We start from the raw sequence: 19848 nt of genomic DNA on the forward strand, positions 1-19848 counted from the left end.
TCGTCAGATGCCGCCGCCGTTGTCGTATTGGTCTTCGGCAATGTCTCGCTCGTTCAGCCAGTGTTCCAGGGCGTCTACCATCTCTTCGGCCGATTTGCCGAGCGTCTTCAGATGGATTTCCGGTTCTTCCGGCGCTTCGTAGGGCGAATCCACGCCAGTGAAATTCTTGATCTCGCCATTCAGCGCGCGGGCATAGAGGCCCTTCGGATCGCGCCTGGCGCATTCCTCGAAAGGCGTGTCGACAAACACCTCGATGAATTCGCCGTCGGCCATCAATTCGCGTGCCATGCGCCGCTCGGCGCTGAACGGCGAGATGAACGAAACGATGACGATCAGTCCGGCATCGGCCATCAAACGCGCCACTTCGGCGACACGCCGGATGTTCTCGACGCGATCGGCGTCGGTGAAACCAAGATCGCGGTTGAGACCGTGACGAACGTTGTCGCCATCCAGGATATATGTATGGCGGCCGGTGGCGAACAGCTTCTTTTCGAACAGGTTGGCGATGGTCGACTTGCCGGAGCCCGACAATCCTGTGAACCAGAATACGGCGGGCCGCTGGTTCTTCATGTCGGCACGGACGCGCTTGCCGACATCGAGCGATTGCCAATGGATGTTTTCGGCGCGGCGCAGCGAGTGGAGGATCATGCCGGCGCCGACCGTGGCGTTGCTGATGCGGTCGATCAGGATGAATGCGCCAGTGGTGCGGTTCTCGGCGAAGGGATCGAAGGCGATCGGTGTCCGCGTCGAGATGTTGCAGATGCCGACTTCGTTCATTTCAAGCGACTTGGCCGCCTCATGGGCAAAGTCGTTGACGTTGATCCGGTATTTTAGGTCGGTGATGGTGGCGCTGGTCTGGTCGGTCTCGGTGCGCAGGATGTAGGAGCGGCCGGGCAGCAGCGCATGCTCGTCGAACCAGACGATGTTGGCGGCGAACTGGTCGGCAACCTGCGGCCGTGCGGCAGGCGAAACCAGCATGTTGCCGCGTGAGATCTCGACCTCGTCGTCAAGGACGAGGGTGACGGCCTGACCGGCCGCGGCCTGGCTGAGGTCGCCGCCATACGAGACGATCCGCTTGACGCGCGAGGATTTGCCGGACTTGGCGACAACCACTTCGTCGCCGGGCGCGACCGAGCCCGACGCGATCGTGCCGGCAAAGCCGCGAAAGTCGAGATTGGGACGATTGACATACTGGACCGGAAACCGGAACGGCAGTTCGACCACCGCTTCGTCCACCGAAACGGTTTCGAGATGCTCGATCAGCGTCGGGCCGGAATACCATTCCATGCTTTCCGAGCGGCGGGAGACGTTGTCGCCGTAGCGGGCGGACATCGGGATCGGCACGATGGTCTGGAAACCGAGATCGCGCGAGAATTGCCGGTAGGCCTCGGTGATTTGTTCGAAGATCGCCTGGTCGAACCCGACGAGATCGATCTTGTTGACGGCCAGCACGATGTGCCGGATGCCGAGCAGCGAGGCAATGATCGAATGGCGCCTTGTCTGGCGCAGCACCCCTTGCCGGGCGTCGATCAGCACGATCGCCAAATCGGCGGTCGAGGCGCCGGTCGCCATGTTGCGGGTGTATTGTTCATGGCCGGGCGTGTCGGCAACGATGAACTTGCGCTTCGGCGTGGCGAAGAAGCGATAGGCGACGTCGATGGTGATGCCTTGCTCGCGCTCGGCCTCGAGGCCATCGACCAGAAGCGCGAAATCGATGTCGTCGCCGGTCGTGCCATGCTTGCGCGAATCGCGTTCGAGCGCGGCGAGCTGGTCCTCGAAAATCTGCTTGGTGTCCGAAAGCAGGCGCCCGATCAGCGTCGACTTGCCATCGTCGACGGAGCCGCAAGTCAGAAAGCGCAGCAGCGACTTCTTCTCCTGCGCCGCCAGATAGTCGCGGACGCCGTCGGTGGGTGCGAGGCTCTTTGCCATGATGTGGCGCATGGTCAGAAATACCCCTCGCGCTTCTTCTTTTCCATCGAGCCGGCTTCATCGCGGTCGATCAGGCGACCCTGCCGTTCGGAGGTGCGTGCGGTCAGCATTTCGCCAACGATGGCTTCCAGCGTGTCGGCATCCGATTCGATGGCGCCGGTCAGCGGATAGCAGCCGAGCGTGCGGAACCGCACAAGCCGGTTTTCCACCGTCTCGCCGGGCCGCAGTTTCATGCGCTCGTCATCGCGCAGGATCAGCATGCCGTCGCGCTCGACCACCGGCCGCTGCTTGGCGAAATAGAGCGGCACGATCGGGATGTTTTCCTGCAGAATATACTGCCAGATGTCGAGCTCGGTCCAATTCGACAGCGGAAAGACGCGGATCGATTCGCCCGATGCGATGCGGGTGTTGAATATCTTCCACATCTCGGGTCGCTGGTTCTTCGGGTCCCACACATGCTGAGCGTTGCGGAAGGAGAATATGCGCTCCTTGGCGCGGGATTTCTCCTCGTCGCGGCGGGCGCCGCCAAAGGCCGCGTCGAAACCGTATTTGTCGAGCGCCTGGCGCAGCGCCACGGTCTTCATCACATGGGTATGTGTGTTTGAACCGTGATCGAACGGATTGATGTTATCGCGCACGCCATCTTCGTTGACATGAACCAGCAGATCGAAGCCCAATTTCTGCGCCATCTGATCGCGAAAGGCGATCATCTCGCGGAATTTCCACGTCGTGTCGACGTGAAGGAAGGGAAACGGCGGCTTTGCGGGATAAAACGCCTTCATCGCCAGATGCATCAGCACGGACGAATCCTTGCCAACGGAGTAGAGCATGACCGGTTTGGCGAAGGAGGCCGCAACCTCGCGGAAGATGTGGATGGACTCGGCTTCAAGCCGCTGCAGATGCGTAAGCGCTATGGTCATGGACTGTGAGCGTTCTTTCGTGCCTTCCGACAGAAGACCTTGCCTCAAATCATCGAGCTTTTTGCGCCCGGTTCAAGCCTTGCTTCTGGACAATCTCTTTCGTGCCGGCGTTCTAGCAGATCGCGGTTGTCGAGAACAATGCAAGACTGCCCGGCGGCGCGCGGTTCGGGAATGAATTTTCCATACGCGTCACAAAACCCGGAAATTCCTGCTCACAGGGCGAGCCGACAAGAAAAGCCGGGAAAAATATTGCCTGGCTGAACGCGCAAGTTGCCACCCGCAGGCGCCCGTCGGGTGGCCGTCGATTTCTGATGGCAGCCCCGCCTTGCCGGACTATCGAAAAAGGGGCCCAGCCGCTATACCGGCCGTTGAAGACGAGCGCGACGCATGATGGAACACGTGCAAATTCGAAGCGGTCATATCCGTTTCCGCTAATGACACCTATCGCTCCCAGAGAATTGCGACCTAGAGCATTGAACCGGCTTTCATCCATAAGACAGCAGCTCACGCCCTCGCGCGTGAACATCTACTTCTCCATCCTGTGCTTCTTTTTTCCACCGGTTCTGGGATCGGTGGTCAGTTTTGTTTTCAATGGCGGAGCCCTCGCGTCCGTCGTGCTGATTGCCTCCGGGAAAAGGCGCTTCAACGCCGACCGGCCCATGATCTGGCTGACGGTCGCGATTTACGCCTACTGCGCGGCCAATCTCGTGGCTTCCATCGTCAACAACTCGTTCGTCAGAGATGCGCCACACCTTATCCCGCTCGTCACCTTCCTGTTTTTCCCTGTCTCCTATTCGACCTGGAGCATCACGCACAAAACCACGCTTGCCCGCATTGTCGTGCTCAGCAGCATGGTCGCCTGTTTTGTCGCGCTGCTCATGGCCGTCATCCAGCAGTATTGGGTTGGGGTCAGGGCCGAGGGCGGGGCCGGAAATCCGATCGTCTTCGCAACCGTCCTCTGCCTTGCCGTGGTGGTCTGTGTGGCCGGTGCCTTGTCAGGCATAGAGCGAGCCCGAAGCCCCCTCTTCTACGCCGCGCTGGCCGGGACGATCGCCATCATCTATTCCGGTTCGCGTATTGTCTGGCTGGCCCTGCTGATTGCCGGCATCGCGGTTCTGCTGATCAACCGACACAGGCTCAGAGGCAGGAATGCCGTTCGCCTGCTGCATCTGCTTGTGGCAGTCGGCATCGTGATCGCCGCTTTCGGCTTCCAGGCGATCTCCGGGCGCGTCGACTTTCTGCATTCCGATTGGGATGAGATGGGCACCCACGGCAACTACGACACGTCGTTGGGTATACGCGTTGCGCTTTGGGACATCGGCCTCAAGGCATTCCATGACATGCCAGTGTTCGGACATGGTGTGGGTGCGAGTCAGCTTTTGATCAAGCAGGGCTTTCATGATCAGTTCGCAATGGACACAGGCTTCAACCATTTCCACAACGGCTTCCTGACCGCCTTGGTGCAAGCAGGAATTCTGGGTGCCGCGACGCTGGCGGCGATCTTTGTCGCTGCCGCTGGAAACGCCGCGCGGGTGTTGCGAAACAGCGGCGATCCGGCCGAACGGTTCGGCGCCACCATGATTGTCATCGTCGTGATCACCTATCTCACGGCGGGGATGACGGGCATCCTTGTCGGCCATGACATTCTAGACTCGGTGCTGATGGTCTTCCTGGTGTGCGGAACATATCTTGCCTCCGGACGTCAGGCTCCGTTGCCTGAAGAGCAAGCACTTCCACCAACCACCCAAGAGCTGTTGCGAGCAAGGCAATGAAAGTCCTGGTGACAGGCGCGACGGGTTTCATCGGACGTCTTGTCGCGCACCACCTTCGCGAGGCCGGTGCCGAGCTTCGCCTCGCCTCCCGTCACCCGGAGAGGCTTGGTTCGGGAACCGAGGCTGTGCCGATGCCCGGTTTCGATGCGCCGGCCGCAGCCTTCCTGGAACTGACCAGGGACGTGAACCACGTCGTCCATTGTGCCGGCTTGAACAATGACCAGGGCAATGCCACCGAAGCCGATTATCGGGCGGCAAATGTGGAATTGAGCGCGCGGCTGGCGCATGCCGCGGCCGTACAGGCGAGCGGACGTTTCATCCACCTCTCCTCGATCCGGGCCGTGATCGGCGCTCGCGTCAGCGCAACGATCGACGAGAACACGCTTCCTGCCCCGCAATGCGTCTACGGGCGCTCGAAGCGCGAAGGCGAGATCAAGGTTCTGGAAGCCTATGCATCGCACGGCCGTTCCGATGCCGCCGTGTTGCGCCTGCCTCCGGTCTATGGAAGCGGCATGAAGGGAAACCTGGGGACACTGATGCGCCTGGCTGATACGGCGCTACCGCTGCCCACGGGCGCCTTGACGGGAATCCGCTCGCTGATGTCCTCCGAGGCTGCGGCACGAGCGGTGTCGCACCTGCTGATCCATTCGGGGACGCTTCGCCCGATCTATGTTGGCGCCGATGTGCCGCCGGTCGCGGTCACCGCCATCATCGCCGCCTTTCGCAGCGGTTTCGGACGACCGAAGCGTCTGATCGCGATACCGGCCGGCCTGATACGACCGGCCGCGGCCGTTCTGGGCAGCCGGGCGTTTTGGGACAGCATGACCGCGACGCAGATATGCGACCCAGCCCTGCTGATGTCGCAGGGGTGGGCCCCTGAAACCGGCACGCTGGAGCGGCTCGCCGAGCTAGCCCGGGTCAGCAAAGCTCGACTTCTTGCTTGAGCCATATCTTTTTTGCAGAAACCGGCTTCCACTTGTGGGATCTTGGTCTGCTCAGCTGCGATAGAGCGTTCCAAACATGATCCGAAGGTCGAGCCAGAACGATGCCGTCCTGAGATAGGCGGCGTCCGTTTCGGCCAGAAGCTCGGGGTTCGACATATCGATGCCCCTGATCTGGGCCAGGCCGGTAATGCCCGGAAGTGCCGCCAAAACACCCAGCCGCCTGCGACACTCGATCAGTTCCGTTTGAGTGGGCAAACAGGGACGCGGGCCGACCAGGCTCATCTCGCGCTTCAAAACGTTCCAGAACTGCGGCAGCTCATCGAGCTTGAACTTCCGCAAGACCTTACCAACCGACGTCACGGAATTCGCGGGCGCCTCGTGCGTCGGCAATGACGGCGTTCCGACGTACATCGTCCGCAACTTGTGACAGCGAAAAGGCAGGCCGTCGCGGCCAACCCGCGTCTGCGAAAAAATGACCGGACCGGGCGACGATGCCCGAACGGCAATGGCGGCGAGCACCAGAACAGGCGATGTGACCACCAGCAGCAGAGCCGCACCGGCAAGATCGACGATTTGCTTGGTTGCCTTCATGAACGGCCGATCGTGCTCCCTGCCAAAGCCCCGAGGCAACGCCGCAGACGAAGCCCGTCAATCCGGTCGACGTAGCATGAGGTCATCGCCTGGCCAAGCACACCGTGCAGCCGTTCGATGCTCAGATGCGACCCAGGATGAACGCAAGATAGAGCCCCAGCGTGCCGGTAAGAGTTTGCCGATAGACACCCGTTTTGCGCAAGCTGCGCAAACGCTGGAAAAGACTGCCCTGCCGCCCGTTTGTGAACAGGTCGACGCACGCCGCGGCATCCCCGGTCAGCAGGTCGCGATTGACGGCAAGTCCGTCAAGATTGCGATCCGTCCAGCCTGCAAACTCGCCCTTGAACAGACGACCAAGCCGGGAAAACCTTGCCCTCCACGACACGTTGGCGCCAACCAGGTTTGCCGCATGCTGCCGGTAGCGAACCAGCGGCCGCGGATCGTAGCGGACGATGCCGCCAGCGGCGGTCACCATGAGATAGGCCCACCAGTCGTGGCTGACGAACCCGGTCCGCGCGGAGGCCCTGGCCAACAGGTCGCGTGCCGCGGCGTTGAGCAGGATGGTGTTGCCGCCGGCGATGCTTTGCACAAGCGCGTTGCGAAAGGATGGCGGCCGGCGAAACAGCGGCGAATGGCCGACCAAGCTTCCCGTTTCTGTCATGGTCGCGGTCCGCGAGCAAAACATCAGCGGGGTTTTTGGGTCATAGGCCTGCATCCAGCTGATGGCGCTCTCCAGCCTGTCGGGCTCCCAGATATCGTCCTGGTCGCAGAAGGCATAGCAGTCCGCATCGATGCGCCGGTCGAGGATCATCGATCGGAAATTGGCGGCGAACCCTTGCCGCGGCCCCTCCATCAGGGTCACTCGACCCTTGGGCCAGCGGGATTTCCATGTCTCGATGATGGCGATGGTGCCATCGAGAGAGCCGTCGTCGGAGATCCACAGGTCGACCAGGGGGTGCGACTGCGCAAGCAGGGATTGCAGCTGCTCATCGATGAAGGCGGCGCCGTCTTTCGTGCCCATCAGGACTGCGATGCGCAGATCTTCTTTGCTCACGAGCTTCCAACATCCTGCAAGTGCCCAGGAATGGCCGGGCTTGTCCGATCCACGATCAAGATCGCTTTCCGAATTGAGTTAGGTCGCCTGCCCGGCCGTTTTCGGGATCACGTCCTGATGAATGGTCCCCCTGGCCTTCTTGGCGCGGTCAAGGCCTGCCAGCACGGCGAGTGCAGCAGCCTTGTCCTGGTTCTTCACCGACTGCTGCAGCGTCGTGAGCGCGGCCTGGACATCCGACCATTCCACGACATCCGTGCTCAGGCCAAAGATCTTCGAAATGCCAAGTTCGACGAGTTCCTCATCTTCGCCGTGCAGCGTTTCGTGGAGCTTTTCGCCCGGCCTTATACCGGTGAACCGGATTGGAATGTCCGTGTATGGGCTCTTTCCGGCCAGACGGATCATCGTCTCGGCCACTTCAAGGATCGGCACCGGCTTGCCCATGTCGAGCATGTAGACGGCATAATCTTCGCCGCTGTGCCGCGACGCGGCATCGGCCGCCGACATGATGACGAGATCGACGGCCTCGGCCACGGTCATGAAATAGCGTGTCATGCGCTTGTCCGTGATGGTGACAGGTCCACCGGCCTCGATCTGCGCCTGGAATATGGTCGCCACCGAACCGTTGCTGCCAAAGACATTGCCGAACCGGACGGCTACGAACTTGGTGACCGATCGACGCGCACCCGGCTCGATCGAGGGCGTCCCGTGCAAGGCGCTGACGATCTGTTCGGCAGCCCGTTTTGTCACGCCAAGCACCGATGAGGGATCCACCGCCTTGTCGCTCGATATCAGGACAAACTGCGCAACCCCGCACTTGGCGGCGACCTCGGCACAGACAAGCGTGCCGAAGACATTGGTCTGGATGGCCGAATCCCAGTTTTCCTCGAGCAGCGGAACATGCTTGAGCGCCGCGGCGTGAAAAACGATGTCCGGTCTGAATTCCGTGACGACACGCGTTATCTGGCGCCGGTCCGCGACATCGACGATGCGGACCTTGAGACGGTCGTGGTGCTTCTCGTCAATGTACTGGCTCAACTGGAAGATGCCGAACTCGGAGTTGTCGGCGACGAGCACCGCCTCCGCCCCCAGCTCCAACGATCGTTTGACCAAGATTCGGCCGATCGACCCGGCACCGCCTGTTACCAGAACACGCTTGCCGCCAACAAAAGCACCGATACGCTCGACATCGGACGGCACTGTCGGACGGCGCAGGATCGTTTCCATCTCGACGGCGTCGAGAACCAGCTTCCCGTGCTGTTCCAGTTCCGAGAGACCGGAGAACTGCACGACGGCTATGTCGCCGTGCCGGGCGACGCGGACGAGCTCCGAATATTCCTCGATCTCCCGCTCGGCGCCGCTGCCGAAAATCAGCAAGTCCAGGCTCTTGGTGCCGCTCGCATAGTCTTCCAGGACGTCGATCAGACGCGGCTGGGTCGCAACCACGGCAACGCCTTGAATCCGTGTGCCCGATGGCACGCCGCGCTCGGTCGCCATGATCCCGGCGATGGAATAGTCCGCAGGCTCCGCCGTGCGCGTGAAGCGAATGATCAGGTCGGCTTCTCCGAGCCGGCCAACGAACAACGCTTGCTTGGCCTGCGCCTTGTCGGTCTTGCTGCTCAGTATGCCCCAGCTCGCACCGTCACGCAGGAAGCGGTAGAACAGCCGTGGCGCCGATATGACGGTGAAGGAGACCAGGAAGAAGACGATGAACTGACGCTCATTGAGCCCTTGCACTGGCTGGAAAGAGCGAACCAGCATCGAAGCGGCATACAGAGCGAGCGTCAAAATTGCGCAGCTCTTCAGGATATTGAAAAAGTCGGGCGTCGAGGCGAAGCGCCAGACGGTCGTATAGAGACCACAATACCTGAACAGAAAATGGCCGATGACAACAATGCCCGCCCAGGTTGCCAAACCCTGGTTGGAGAGCGGATCGAACGAAAGATTCGACCGCGAAAGCACAAGGCTGAGCGCCACGGCGACCAGGACCATGACCACGTCCTGGACCATGATGAAGGCGCGCCGCATCCCCGGCCTGAGTCCAAGTACAGCTTCGAGGTAAGAATTCATTGGACGGCACTAGACTCCAGGCTCACCCGACATGGATATCACCAAAAGTGCGAACACGAAGACCATTCGTGGCCGATCACCTTTCTCAAAGTGCCATCCCCGGCCCCCGCCGGTGCTGTATCGCATACTGCGGGCCCGAAGTCATAGCCAGATGTTTTTTTCAAAAGTGCGAGAGGTCTTCGGATCTGACCTGACGCCCTATTCGCGACATTAAAACGCAGTGCGTTGCCATAAGCACGTCGCAATGGCTATTAAGAGGTCGGTGGCGGTTCATCATGGGCCTGAAGATTCGAACGGGCTGGAAGAGATGAAGCGCCGGAACAACAGATTGCGACACTCCCAACAATGATTTCGGCATTAACCGGCGCGCTTGACGACATCTCGAAGGCCATGAGGTTGCACCGGGTCTGGATCGCGCTCGCCCACGAGGACATCGGCGACCAGCACAGACGCACGACCCTGGGACCGCTTTGGATGCTGGTCAATTATTTCGCTTTCGTCGGCACATTTGTCTTTGTTTTCGTGACCAAAGACGCAGGCGACCCGAGCTACATAGCCTATGTAGCCATCGGCATGCTGGTGTGGTTCTATCTCAGCGAAACCATCACCATGAGCGTGTCCCTCTTCCAGCGCGAAGCGAGCTTCATTCAAGGCACCACGCTGCCGTTGTTCGTATATGTGATGCGATTGACGATGCAATGCATCATCCGGGCTGGTTATTCTATGGCGGGTTGCGTTCTTATCCTGCTGCTGGCCGGCTACGGGATCAACACAAACTGGCTGCTGTCGTTGCTGGGCCTGTTGCTTATCATCTTGGCAACTCCCGCACTCGTCACGCTCTTTGCGTTCCTGGGTGCTTTCTTTCCCGATAGTGAGTTCATCGTCGGGAACATGATGCGGGTGGGCATGTTCTTCACGCCGGTCTTCTGGGTCTATGGCGGGCAAGAAGGCGTTCAAAAATATGCCTACCACTGGAACCCGTTCACCTATTTCCTGGAGGGCGTGCGCGAGCCGATCACGGCGGGCATATTTCCGACGCACGCCTTGATGGTAACGGGTTACGTCTGCCTCGGCGTCTGGGCCCTTGCGTTGCTGCTGCTGGGCCGTTATCGCAAGCGCATCGTTTTCCTGATCTGAGTTCCATGACCTCTATCAAACTGAACAATGTCAGCCTCGTGTATCGGCTGTTTGAAAAGTTGACGCTTTCGGCGCCTGGCCGACGTCGGAGCGCTCTCGGCGGCAACATAGCAAAGTCGGGCACAAGGCAGGTCGTGCAGGCGCTCGATGATGTCAGCTTCGAACTCAAGGCGGGCGACCGGTTGGGGCTTGTCGGCCCGAATGGCGCCGGCAAAACCACCCTGCTCAAGGTTCTCTATGGAATCTATCAGCCATCGGGCGGCACCATATCGATCGCGGGCAAGGTCGATGCCCTGTTCAACATCAGCATAGGGTTTCGTCCCGAGGCCACCGGGCGCAGGAACATCGTGCTGAGGGGGTTGATCAGCGGTTGGACCGCGGCCGAGATCGAAGAGAAGATGGAAGAAATAATCGATTTCAGCGAATTGGGCGACTTCATCGACCTGCCGTTCAAGGCGTACAGCCAGGGCATGGCGGCACGTCTGGCATTTGCAGCGGCGACCACGCTCGAGCCTGAAATTCTGTTGATGGATGAATGGATTGGCGCCGGCGACGCGTCGTTCCAGGAAAAGGCCAAACGGCGGATGGACGAACTGGCGGAAAAGGCCGGCATCATCGTGCTGGCCAGTCACGATCACACCCTGATCGAGCGCGTTTGCACGAAGAGACTGACACTTCAAGCCGGCCGGGTGGAGTCGCTGACTTAGTTCGCCTGGCGATTGTTTGCCTCGTATCCGCGGCTTTGAAGGAGTTCCTGCGAACAGGTGGCATATGTCACCGAGTGCCTGGCAGTGTGCGTCGAAGATCTGGCTGGCTTCTGCATGGGTGCCGAAACCTTAAACGCATGTCTCCCCGAGTGAATTCGCTTTGAACGCCATCCATTCAGGCCAAGTGGCGCCTTGCCCGGGCGAATTGCCCAGGCTTGAGCTCAGTTTGTCGCGCCGCGACCAAGTGTGGTTATCCATCGCAGACCGCGAAAGAGCGGCCTGAGGGCCCTGAACGCTGTTGGCGATCTAAACAAAATTGCTCTCTTGATCGAGAAGACGAGGCCACGAAAGGATCTTGCCACTCCCAGGTTGCCGAATTCCGCCGGCGATCCATTCGCTAACAATGCTTGCAACTTGGCCTCCAACATCACGTAGTTGTGAGCTGCGTGACCCGCGGTCACTACGTGTCGGAAGGTATATCCGGCGTCGATTGCGACATAGGCGATGAGCCGCTCTATGGCGTGGACCAAACTCCCATCCCGATAATCCATGTTGGCAAAATCGTCCCAGCTCCATCTATGTTCGAAAAGCTTCCTTAGAGCTGCAGGACGAAACCAGTACATTCCACCATAAGGCGCAACGGGCGAATTGTCGTCCAGGTGCACGATCAGGCCGAGCTGTTTGGCCAGCTTTGCAACGTTGCCTTTGTTGCCAAACCATGAGTTTCCCATGGTCGCATAGCCAACATGGATCATCGGCGGTATGGCGAGGCCAAGCGCTGGATTCTTAGCAAAAAGCTCAAGCAGATTTTCAACATATCCAGGGGTGTGAAGTAGGTTCTCAAAGGTGTGAAGTTTGAACAACAACTCCCCCTTTGTACCGTCTTGGGCAGATCGCTTGGAATGGATCCGGCAGATCAGGTCGTAGCGGTCCTCAAGCACGTAGTCCCGACACCCGATGAGGAGAGCGGAGGTATCCCTGCCGTCATTCTCGACAACCAGAACGACGGCATTTCCGACGTTCGGTGCCTTCGCGATTGCTTGCTGGATCAACGCCTGCTTGTCGGCATTGTCGGTCGTGACGATCAGGTCGTAGCCCTTCGGCACGTTTTCGGCGTAGCCTAGAATCTCATCGATCATGTCGACGTGATACACATGCGCGAGAACCGCTATCCGATAGTCGTCCCAATTCCTTTGCGCACCAATACGTGTATCCGGCAGGACGGAGAGCAACGCGGCATTGCCATTTAGCGTACGAGGCGGGCCCAGGCGGCCAACGCTCTTCCATACCAGCGACAAATCATAATCCGATTGCTTCTCTACTATCTCCAAGGCACGCGGCAGGTTGATGGCCTCGCGCTCGAGAAACAGCGTGTCTTGAAAAAACAGCCGCTTCTTCAGGATCGGGCTCCGATCCTCCAGCGTTTTGTCCGGCTCCATCAGAACTGGATATGCCGTCTTATATCGTTCGGGATCGAGCAACACCGAACATGTGTAGCCCAAGGCTTGGAAATGCCCTGTGAACACCGTCTCGTGCTTCGCGATTGAATCCATATAGGAGTTGATGGGCACCATCTGGGTCCAATAGTCACGAAACGCCTTCGACTGATGCAAGGACCGCCGCACGGCGATGAAATGGGAGTTGAGATGGAAGGGCAGTTCCGCTTTTCTGACGTCGATCGGATTGGGCCGTATCGCGCCGTGAGCGGAGATCCCCCAAAAGTCACATTGGCGTTGGTCCATCTCGGAGAACATTTCCGAGAAAGGGAAAATCGGCCCGTAGAAAGTGTGGTTGAAGAGCAAAATCTCGTCGAAGTGTGAAAGTTCGTCCCAGCCGATATGTTCGAGCGCCGTCCGATAGGCCCATACATCGAACCCTTTGTTTTCCCTGATCAGGAAGCTGTCGGCAGCTTCGGAAAGGCGAGACTGGGCCTCTTCGTCCACCGGACCGTTGCAGACCACCAGCAGTTTCTCGACAAAAGGCCTGATCGACGCAATCAGGTGAAAATAATAATCATCCATCTTGCCGTATTGGTCGTAGTAAAATGCAATTGCCAGACGTCTCATCGACCTATCTCTCTCGGGTGCAAACGGCACCTAAAAATCAAACTGGAAAGCGGTCCTCGATACATCAATATCCGGAATGCTGCAGGACGCTCCGATATGGGATCGATGGTGGCGCTGACCACATGCTGCCAAGCAAACGTCATCGAGCGATGATGTTTCCGGGTCGCTTCATAGAGGTCCGTGACAGCGTCGAAAAAACAGGCATTCCAAGGCCGCTGGTTAGAATGGGCGCCATCCCGCAGGGTGTCAGGCGCACGCATTAAACCATTCGGTGCCGATAAAAAAGGCCGCAGAAATGCAATCTCTTCGGCGCTCACGTGTAGCTTGTTGAATGAACCCTTGCCTTGGCCATGCCCCAGATCTCCAGAGCGAGCACCCCAAGGAAGCCTTAGGACGGAACAATCCGCTACCCCCCTGAAGACTCCGCGAGGACCGCCTCCCCCCTTGGAATCGGGTCGACCTTCTTGCGGCCGGCAACCCGAGACGAAAAACCCTTGCCCCACTTGTTGATTGGATCCTCAACAAAGTAATTCAGCAGGAAGGCGGCCGGGATCACCAAGGCCAAGGTCATCATCAGACTGAGCATGAAGGCAATCGTCTGATCCGCGACCAACCCCTGGATCGACCTCATGGTCGGAATGAGCACGACGATAAAGAGGCTGTGAAGAAGATAGACCGAGTAACTGATTCTCCCCAGCCATGCCGAAACAGGATTGACGATCAGAGCGACCGGGAAAAGGCCCAGCCCGATGACCAACGCGCCAAACATCACCCCTTCCCAATAATATTTATCAAAAATAGCGACCTTATTTGCGGTGATTGCAAAAAACATCACAGGCACAAACGCCAGAAGAGCCAATCCTATCCGTTTCCTTTCCGGACGCTTCTCCAATATCGGCAACAAGTAAAATGCGATAAGGCCGAACGTAAAAATTGGCGCACGATAAAGAATTGAATATATATAGTAATTAAACGGATCAGCAACAAACAAGTTTACATTCATGAAGAAAATAGTCGCTATGCTTATAGAAACAAAAAACACAAAAACCGACAGAATTACACCTTTAGCAGATCGATACAACAAGGGGAATATCATGTAAAATATCATTTCCACTCCAACCGTCCAACCCGCTGGAACAATGGAAGTCTGGTAACCTGGAACCAAGTTAAACAGAAATGTCATATTCAATAGGATCGATTTTCCATCGATCTTTACGCCGCTGAAGTTGTGGATGCACATGACCACGATAATCAGGTAAAATAGGGGAGCAATCCTGAAAAACCGCCGCAGCGCGAACCCCAGCATCGGGCGAACTTCGCGATCATGAACCGGCATACTGAGGCAGAGTGAAAACGCACTCACCACGAAAAACAGATCCACTCCCATGGTGCCGTTTACGACGAACAGATCGAGAAACGGTGCAACTTGAAGACGCGGAGATGGTAGCATCGCTACGTGCACAACGACGACCCAAATGGCCGCCAGCCCACGCAAGGCGTCCAAGAAGGGCACCCGGTTCGGGGCTGCGTTGTAGCTGCCTGCCAATTGATAACCTCATCGGAACTCTAGCAGCACCCCTACTTGGAACACCATGGCTGCGCAACCTGTCGGCTTTGCGTGGGCATCATTTCGGCAACGGCTACGTTAAGTCCGGCGCCACCATCGACACTGCGGGATCTATGATTGCCAGCAGGCAGCATACCATTGGCAGCAGTTGATTTCTGTTCCGGCGGTTTTTCCAGTCAGCTTTCGGCCCCCAGCCGTCGCTTCAAAATTGCGCAGAATTCAAAAGTGTTGTGCGGCGTGGGATAGATTTGCTCCACGTCCAACCCGATGAGGCCGAGATTGGATAGTACCTCTATTCCCGTCCGGAAACTTTGGGGCGTAAACTGCCAAGCGTGCACATCGATGTAGGCCCCGCCGGAATTGTCGTACCCGCCCATGGCCGAAGAAACAGTCGTCAGGTCATGCCGAAATTTTGGCACCCCGTGATCTCCGATCCAATGGCGAGCCGCGTCATTGTGCGTCGTTAGAGCTATGTGTTCGATGACGCTCTTTGCGCTGTGAACCCTGTTGCCCCGAGCATTGATGAAATCTGCAATTGAGCTCTCTGGAATGAAATGATCGAAGCAATAGCGCTTGTCCGGGATAATCAGGAGGTATCTGCCCGTTGGCACGAGAATCCTCGCCACCTGGTTCAGATGGTAGATCAAATCCGGTTGATGCTCGACGCAGTGACTGCTCAGGCAAAAATCAAAAGTCTCGCCCACGATACTCAAGTCACCATTGCTGGAGACATAGTGAATATCGACAGGGCTAGAGTAAGCATAGCCGATCGCATCTGCCCTCTTGATCAGTCCCTGTTTGTCCATGACGTCGAAATATTTTACATTTGGGCCACGCAGGGTCGGATTCGTGAAAGGCCCCAGCTCGAGGGTTGATTCGCGACCAACAAGGGAAGCGAGATCGTTTCGGTTGAACTCTGGCGGAGCGGCGTCCATGTTGAATTCCTCGGTTGGTTCGGCTTCATGTGGTACGCTTGGGATTTGACGTAGCGGCCGCGCTTGAGGCTGAAATTCCACTGATGGATGAGTGGATTGGCGCCTGAGACGGGTGATACCAGGAAAAGCGCAGCTCTTTTCCGCTATCCGCCGTTGCGCCGGGAATTTGGTTTCAAGACCGCCCTCATGCCGCGATAGATCGGCCTTAGAATTTTGAACAGCATTGGCGCCCTGAACTTCAGAGAGGTTTTGATGGCAAAATTGAGTTCAGCCAGAGAGTGCTTCACTGACGTCAGCGTCACGGGCATCTGCATCGCTGACATATGCATCGCTGACGCTCCCAACGGATAACCGGCGTTCTTCCACTCAGACAACATTTGATAGTGCAACGGAAAGTCGTTTAGCGGCAACGCGCCGACAAGTTTTTGCATCTTGAACTCGAGCATGGCGTAGTTGTGCGCCGCCTGATGCGCGCACACAATGTGGTGCGTTGTGTAACCCGCATCCTGGGCTGCATACGCGGTCAGCCGCTCGAGCGCATGAGCCAGACCGCCATCGAGATGATCCGGTTCGGCATTGAAGTCTTCCCATTTCCACTTGTGTTCGAACAATTTGCGCAAGGCGCGTGGCCGGAACCAGAACATGGTGCCATAGGCGGCCACCGGAGTGTCTGGATCGAACTTGACGTCGATCTTCAACAGGCGCGCGGTTTCCTCGACCTTGGGCCTGTTGGCGAACCAGACATGCCCCATGGTCGGGTAAGAGATATGAATTATCGGCGGAATGACGAGACCGATCGAAGGGTTGTCGTGGAACATGTCCAAGACGTTTTGAGCGTAGCCACGGCTATTCAACAAATTGTCGAGCAAATGCCGTTTGAACAGGTTGCTGTTCGACGCCTGCACCTGGGGCGACTTTTTCGTATGCAAGCGGCAGACATAATCATAACGATCGCCGACCAGCAGGTCGCGCAGGGAGATGAAAAGCGAGGACATGTCGCGGCCGCGGTTCTGTTCGACGACGCGGACGATGGCCTTGTTTATGCCAGGGCGTTTTGCCAGGGCGGCTTCGATCTCGGCCTTTTTCTTCGGCGTATCCGTGGTGGCAATGAAATCACAGGGAACCGGAATGTTCCCGGTCCGATCCAGTATCTCGTCGAGCATTTCGGTGTAGTAAATATGCGCGCAAACGGCCACCTTGCCGTAGTCGGCGGGAGCATCGTCGCCTTTGATCCGTTGGTCTGGCAGAACGCTCAACAGCGCCGCGTTGGTGTTGAGGTTCCTTAATTCCGAAATGCGTAGAACGTTGCGCCAAATCAGATTCATGTCGTAGTCGGATGTCTCCTTGAGCACTCGCAAAGCGCGTGGCAAATCGACAGGGTTATGCTCGAGGAAAGCTGGGTCATGAAAGAATAAACGCCGCTTTAGCAGTGGAAATCGGTTGATGATTGCTTCATCCACGTTGATAAACGCCGGATAGTGCGAGCCATATTTCTCCGGATCGAGATACGCTTCCGCCGAATAGCCAAGATCTGTAAAATGCCTCGTGAACTGTGATTCATGAAGCAGAACGGCATCCACGTACGTTTTTATTTCCGGCAAGTTCGTCCAGTATTTCTTGAAGGCATCCGATTTCAGCATGCCTTTTCGGATGGCGATGAAGTAGGTTTGGAGATGCCAGGGCAGATGGCCCGTTCCGGTAAATGGATTTGGCGTCATTTCCTTATGAGCGGCGCTGCCCCAGAAGTCACAATCCCGGCTTTCCATTTCCAAAAACATTTCCGAGAATGGAAAAAGGGGGCCGTAACAGGTGTCATTCAGCAAAATTAGTTCGTCGTATTTGGAAAGAGCATCATAGCCGATGGCGTCAATTCCAGCCTTGTATCCCCAAACGTCGAATCCCTCATTCTCGCGCACCAGAAGCTGATCGCAGCTGGCTTTCACCGCTATTTCGGAATGTTTGGACAAGTCCCCGTTGGAAACGACAATGACCTTGTCGACAACCTCTCGCAGTTTCTCGAGCAGAAAGATGACATAGTCATCTGCAATTCCGCGTTCGTTGTAGAGAGAAAACACTGCAATACGGCGCAAATTGATACTCCTGCCAATTTATACCATAAATATCACTAATTCTATTGTCGCGTCTTGCGCTGTTCATCACGCCGCGAACCAGGCTTCAAAACTGCCCTCGTGCCGCGATAGAATGGCCTGAGTATTTTGAAGATGAAGGGCACTCTGAATTTCAGAGAGCTCTTGATGGCCAGATTGAGTTTGGCCAAAGAGTGCTTCACCGACGTCAGGGCCACTGTCTCCGTGATTGGCGTCGCCGTCACAGCCCCAGCCGCCGACGGATGGTTGCCCATGGGGTAGCCGGCTTTTTTCCACTCAGACAGTATATGGGACTGCCACGGGAAGTCGCCCGGCATCGCGCTTGCAAGCTTTTGCAGCTTGAATTCCAACATGGCGTAGGTGTGCGCAAGCTGATGCGAGCACACAATGTGCTGTGTGGTGTACCCGGCATCCTGAGCCGCATAGGCCATCAGCCGCTCAAGCGCATGAGCCAGATCGCCGTCGTCAAAGTATGGCTCGGGATCGAAGTCTTCCCATTTCCACTTGTGTTTGAAAATTTTGCGCAAGGCGCGTGGCCGGAACCAGAACATGCCGCCATAGGCAGCCACCGGAGTGGTGTCATCGAACTTGACGTCGATGTTCAACAGGCGCGCGGTTTCTTCAACCCTGGGCTTGTTGCGAAACCATGAGTGCCCCATGGTTGGAAACGAGATATGAATCATCGGCGGAATGGCGAACCCGATCGAAGGGTTGTCGTGGAACATGTCCAAGACGTTTTGAACGTAGCCACGGCTGTTCAGCAAATTCTCGAACATGTGACGCTTGAACAGATTGCCCTTGGATGCCTGCACCTGAGGGGTTTTTTTGCTGTGCACGCGGCAGACAAGGTCATAACGATCGTCGACCAGCAGATCGCGCGTGGCGATGAAAAACGCCGACATGTCGCGCCCGCGGTTCTGCTCGACGACGCGGACGATGGCTTTCTCTATGCCGGAGCGCTTCGCCAGTGCGGCTTCAATCTCAGCCTTCTTTTCCGGCGTATCGGTGGTGGCAATGAAATCATAGGGAACTGGAATGTTCCCGGTCAGATCCAGCATCTCGTCGATCATGTCGGCGTAGTAGATATGCGCGCAAACAGCCACCTTGCCGTAGTCGGCAGGGGCATCGGCGTTTTTGATCCGCTTGTCCGGCAAGACACTCATCAGTGCGGCGTTGCTGTTGAGATTTCTCAGTTCCGAAACGCGTAGAACATTTCGCCAAATCAGATTAAGATCATATTCGGATGTTTCTTTAAGCACCCGCAAAGTGCGTGGCAGATCGATCGCATTATGCTCCAGGAAAGTTGGATCATTAAAAAACGCACGTCGCTTTAGCAGTGGAAATCTATTGATGATTGCTTCATCAACGTTGATGAACGCGGGATAGTGCGAGCCATATTTCTCCGGATCGACATACGCTTCCGCCGAATAGCCAAGATCTGTAAAATGCCTCGTGAATTGCGATTCATGAAGCAGAACGGCATCCACGTACGTTCTTATCTCCGGTAAATTCTTCCAGTATCTCTTGAACGCTTCCGATTTCAGCATCTCTTTCCGGATGGCGATGAAGAACGTCTGAAGATGCCAGGGCAAATGACCCGTTCCGGTAAATGGATTTGGCGTCATTTCCTTGTGGGCAGAGCTGCCCCAGAAATCACAATCCCGGCTTTCCATTTCCGAAAACATTTCCGAAAAGGGGAAAAGAGGTCCGTAGCAAGTGTCGTTCAGCAGGATGAGTTCGTCATACTTGGAAAGTTCATCGAAGCCGATGGCTTCCATTCCGGCTTTGTATCCCCCGATATCAAATCCCTCGTTCTCACGGATCAGAAGCTGGTCACATACCTTTTCCACCGCGACGACAGAATGTTTTGAAAGATTCCCATTGGAAACAACAACAACCCTCTCGACCAATTCTCGCAGCTTTGTGAGTAGAAATATGACATAGTCGTCTGCGACGCCACGTTCATTATACAGAGAAAACACAGCAACCCGGCGCAATACAGAGCTCATTTCTCGTTCCTCAAGAAATCCAGATTGCCAAACCAATTCTAG

General features: G+C 57.0%; 15 protein-coding genes. 4 read left to right on the top strand and 11 right to left on the bottom strand.

Going from position 1 to position 19848, the window contains the following annotated elements; genetic code table 11:
- Window positions 1-3: 3 nt before the first annotated feature.
- The 3 genes from cysN to AC1RZR_RS27715 all read right to left on the bottom strand — a co-directional run bounded on the left by cysN (window position 4) and on the right by AC1RZR_RS27715 (window position 3375).
- Window positions 4-1941 carry a sulfate adenylyltransferase subunit CysN gene (gene cysN, locus AC1RZR_RS27705; RefSeq protein WP_481826603.1) on the bottom strand — a complete coding sequence of 646 codons (1938 nt, stop codon included), beginning with the start codon at window positions 1939-1941 and terminating at the stop codon, window positions 4-6.
- Between the two features lie 2 nt (window positions 1942-1943).
- Window positions 1944-2849 carry a sulfate adenylyltransferase subunit CysD gene (gene cysD, locus AC1RZR_RS27710; RefSeq protein WP_477275895.1) on the bottom strand — a complete coding sequence of 302 codons (906 nt, stop codon included), beginning with the start codon at window positions 2847-2849 and terminating at the stop codon, window positions 1944-1946.
- Window positions 2850-2961: 112 nt separating this feature from the next.
- On the bottom strand, window positions 2962-3375 hold the full coding sequence (locus AC1RZR_RS27715) for a hypothetical protein (RefSeq protein WP_481829187.1): 414 nt from the start codon (window positions 3373-3375) through the stop codon (window positions 2962-2964).
- Between AC1RZR_RS27715 and AC1RZR_RS27720 the strand changes: the two genes are divergently transcribed.
- Complete coding sequence (locus AC1RZR_RS27720) at window positions 3323-4621, top strand: O-antigen ligase family protein (protein ID WP_481826604.1); 1299 nt, start codon at window positions 3323-3325, stop codon at window positions 4619-4621. The two genes, AC1RZR_RS27715 and AC1RZR_RS27720, sit on opposite strands and share 53 nt — an antisense overlap.
- The gene (locus AC1RZR_RS27725) at window positions 4618-5565 is read left to right on the top strand and encodes an NAD-dependent epimerase/dehydratase family protein (protein WP_481826605.1); all 948 of its coding nucleotides are present in this window, start codon (window positions 4618-4620) and stop codon (window positions 5563-5565) included. The genes AC1RZR_RS27720 and AC1RZR_RS27725 overlap by 4 nt, the downstream gene beginning before the upstream one ends.
- Before the next feature lie 51 nt (window positions 5566-5616).
- On the opposite strand, the gene AC1RZR_RS27730 is transcribed toward AC1RZR_RS27725, so the two are convergent.
- The 3 genes from AC1RZR_RS27730 to AC1RZR_RS27740 form a co-directional block, all read right to left on the bottom strand.
- A complete protein-coding gene (locus tag AC1RZR_RS27730; protein WP_481826606.1) occupies window positions 5617-6156 on the bottom strand; it encodes a sugar transferase in 540 nt (179 codons plus the stop codon).
- A 121-nt stretch (window positions 6157-6277) separates the two neighbouring features.
- The gene (locus tag AC1RZR_RS27735) at window positions 6278-7210 is read right to left on the bottom strand and encodes a glycosyltransferase family 2 protein (RefSeq protein ID WP_481826607.1); all 933 of its coding nucleotides are present in this window, start codon (window positions 7208-7210) and stop codon (window positions 6278-6280) included.
- Window positions 7211-7288: 78 nt separating this feature from the next.
- Window positions 7289-9277, bottom strand: a complete 1989-nt coding sequence (locus AC1RZR_RS27740; protein ID WP_481826608.1) for a UDP-N-acetylglucosamine 4,6-dehydratase — start codon at window positions 9275-9277, stop codon at window positions 7289-7291.
- Between the two features lie 345 nt (window positions 9278-9622).
- Here AC1RZR_RS27740 and AC1RZR_RS27745 point away from each other — a divergent pair, with 345 nt between their 5' ends.
- A complete protein-coding gene (locus AC1RZR_RS27745; protein WP_481826609.1) occupies window positions 9623-10414 on the top strand; it encodes an ABC transporter permease in 792 nt (263 codons plus the stop codon).
- Window positions 10415-10548: 134 nt separating this feature from the next.
- Window positions 10549-11121, top strand: coding sequence for an ABC transporter ATP-binding protein (locus AC1RZR_RS27750; protein ID WP_379105869.1), 573 nt, complete (start codon window positions 10549-10551; stop codon window positions 11119-11121).
- Window positions 11122-11342: 221 nt separating this feature from the next.
- Here AC1RZR_RS27750 and AC1RZR_RS27755 read toward each other — a convergent pair whose 3' ends face one another.
- From AC1RZR_RS27755 to AC1RZR_RS27775, 5 genes are all read right to left on the bottom strand, one after another.
- Window positions 11343-13187 carry a rhamnan synthesis F family protein gene (locus AC1RZR_RS27755; RefSeq protein ID WP_481826610.1) on the bottom strand — a complete coding sequence of 615 codons (1845 nt, stop codon included), beginning with the start codon at window positions 13185-13187 and terminating at the stop codon, window positions 11343-11345.
- 406 nt (window positions 13188-13593) lie between these two features.
- Window positions 13594-14733, bottom strand: coding sequence for an acyltransferase family protein (locus tag AC1RZR_RS27760; RefSeq protein ID WP_481826611.1), 1140 nt, complete (start codon window positions 14731-14733; stop codon window positions 13594-13596).
- A gap of 197 nt (window positions 14734-14930) precedes the next feature.
- Window positions 14931-15689, bottom strand: coding sequence for a class I SAM-dependent methyltransferase (locus AC1RZR_RS27765; protein WP_481826612.1), 759 nt, complete (start codon window positions 15687-15689; stop codon window positions 14931-14933).
- Between the two features lie 143 nt (window positions 15690-15832).
- Complete coding sequence (locus tag AC1RZR_RS27770) at window positions 15833-17779, bottom strand: rhamnan synthesis F family protein (RefSeq protein WP_481826613.1); 1947 nt, start codon at window positions 17777-17779, stop codon at window positions 15833-15835.
- A gap of 41 nt (window positions 17780-17820) precedes the next feature.
- Window positions 17821-19806, bottom strand: coding sequence for a rhamnan synthesis F family protein (locus AC1RZR_RS27775; protein ID WP_481826614.1), 1986 nt, complete (start codon window positions 19804-19806; stop codon window positions 17821-17823).
- Window positions 19807-19848 lie beyond the last annotated feature (42 nt).

Source organism: Mesorhizobium bavaricum, assembly GCF_056781655.1.

What these genes read in the sequence shown, in the direction of transcription:
- AC1RZR_RS27715 (WP_481829187.1), bottom strand. Translation starts at nt 3,375, where the DNA reads ATGTTCACGCGCGAGGGCGTGAGCTGCTGTCTTATGGATGAAAGCCGG.
- cysN (WP_481826603.1), bottom strand. Translation starts at nt 1,941, where the DNA reads ATGCGCCACATCATGGCAAAGAGCCTCGCACCCACCGACGGCGTCCGC.
- AC1RZR_RS27775 (WP_481826614.1), bottom strand. Translation starts at nt 19,806, where the DNA reads ATGAGCTCTGTATTGCGCCGGGTTGCTGTGTTTTCTCTGTATAATGAA.
- AC1RZR_RS27745 (WP_481826609.1), top strand. Translation starts at nt 9,623, where the DNA reads ATGATTTCGGCATTAACCGGCGCGCTTGACGACATCTCGAAGGCCATG.
- AC1RZR_RS27730 (WP_481826606.1), bottom strand. Translation starts at nt 6,156, where the DNA reads ATGAAGGCAACCAAGCAAATCGTCGATCTTGCCGGTGCGGCTCTGCTG.
- AC1RZR_RS27755 (WP_481826610.1), bottom strand. Translation starts at nt 13,187, where the DNA reads ATGAGACGTCTGGCAATTGCATTTTACTACGACCAATACGGCAAGATG.
- AC1RZR_RS27740 (WP_481826608.1), bottom strand. Translation starts at nt 9,277, where the DNA reads ATGAATTCTTACCTCGAAGCTGTACTTGGACTCAGGCCGGGGATGCGG.
- AC1RZR_RS27725 (WP_481826605.1), top strand. Translation starts at nt 4,618, where the DNA reads ATGAAAGTCCTGGTGACAGGCGCGACGGGTTTCATCGGACGTCTTGTC.
- cysD (WP_477275895.1), bottom strand. Translation starts at nt 2,849, where the DNA reads ATGACCATAGCGCTTACGCATCTGCAGCGGCTTGAAGCCGAGTCCATC.
- AC1RZR_RS27765 (WP_481826612.1), bottom strand. Translation starts at nt 15,689, where the DNA reads ATGGACGCCGCTCCGCCAGAGTTCAACCGAAACGATCTCGCTTCCCTT.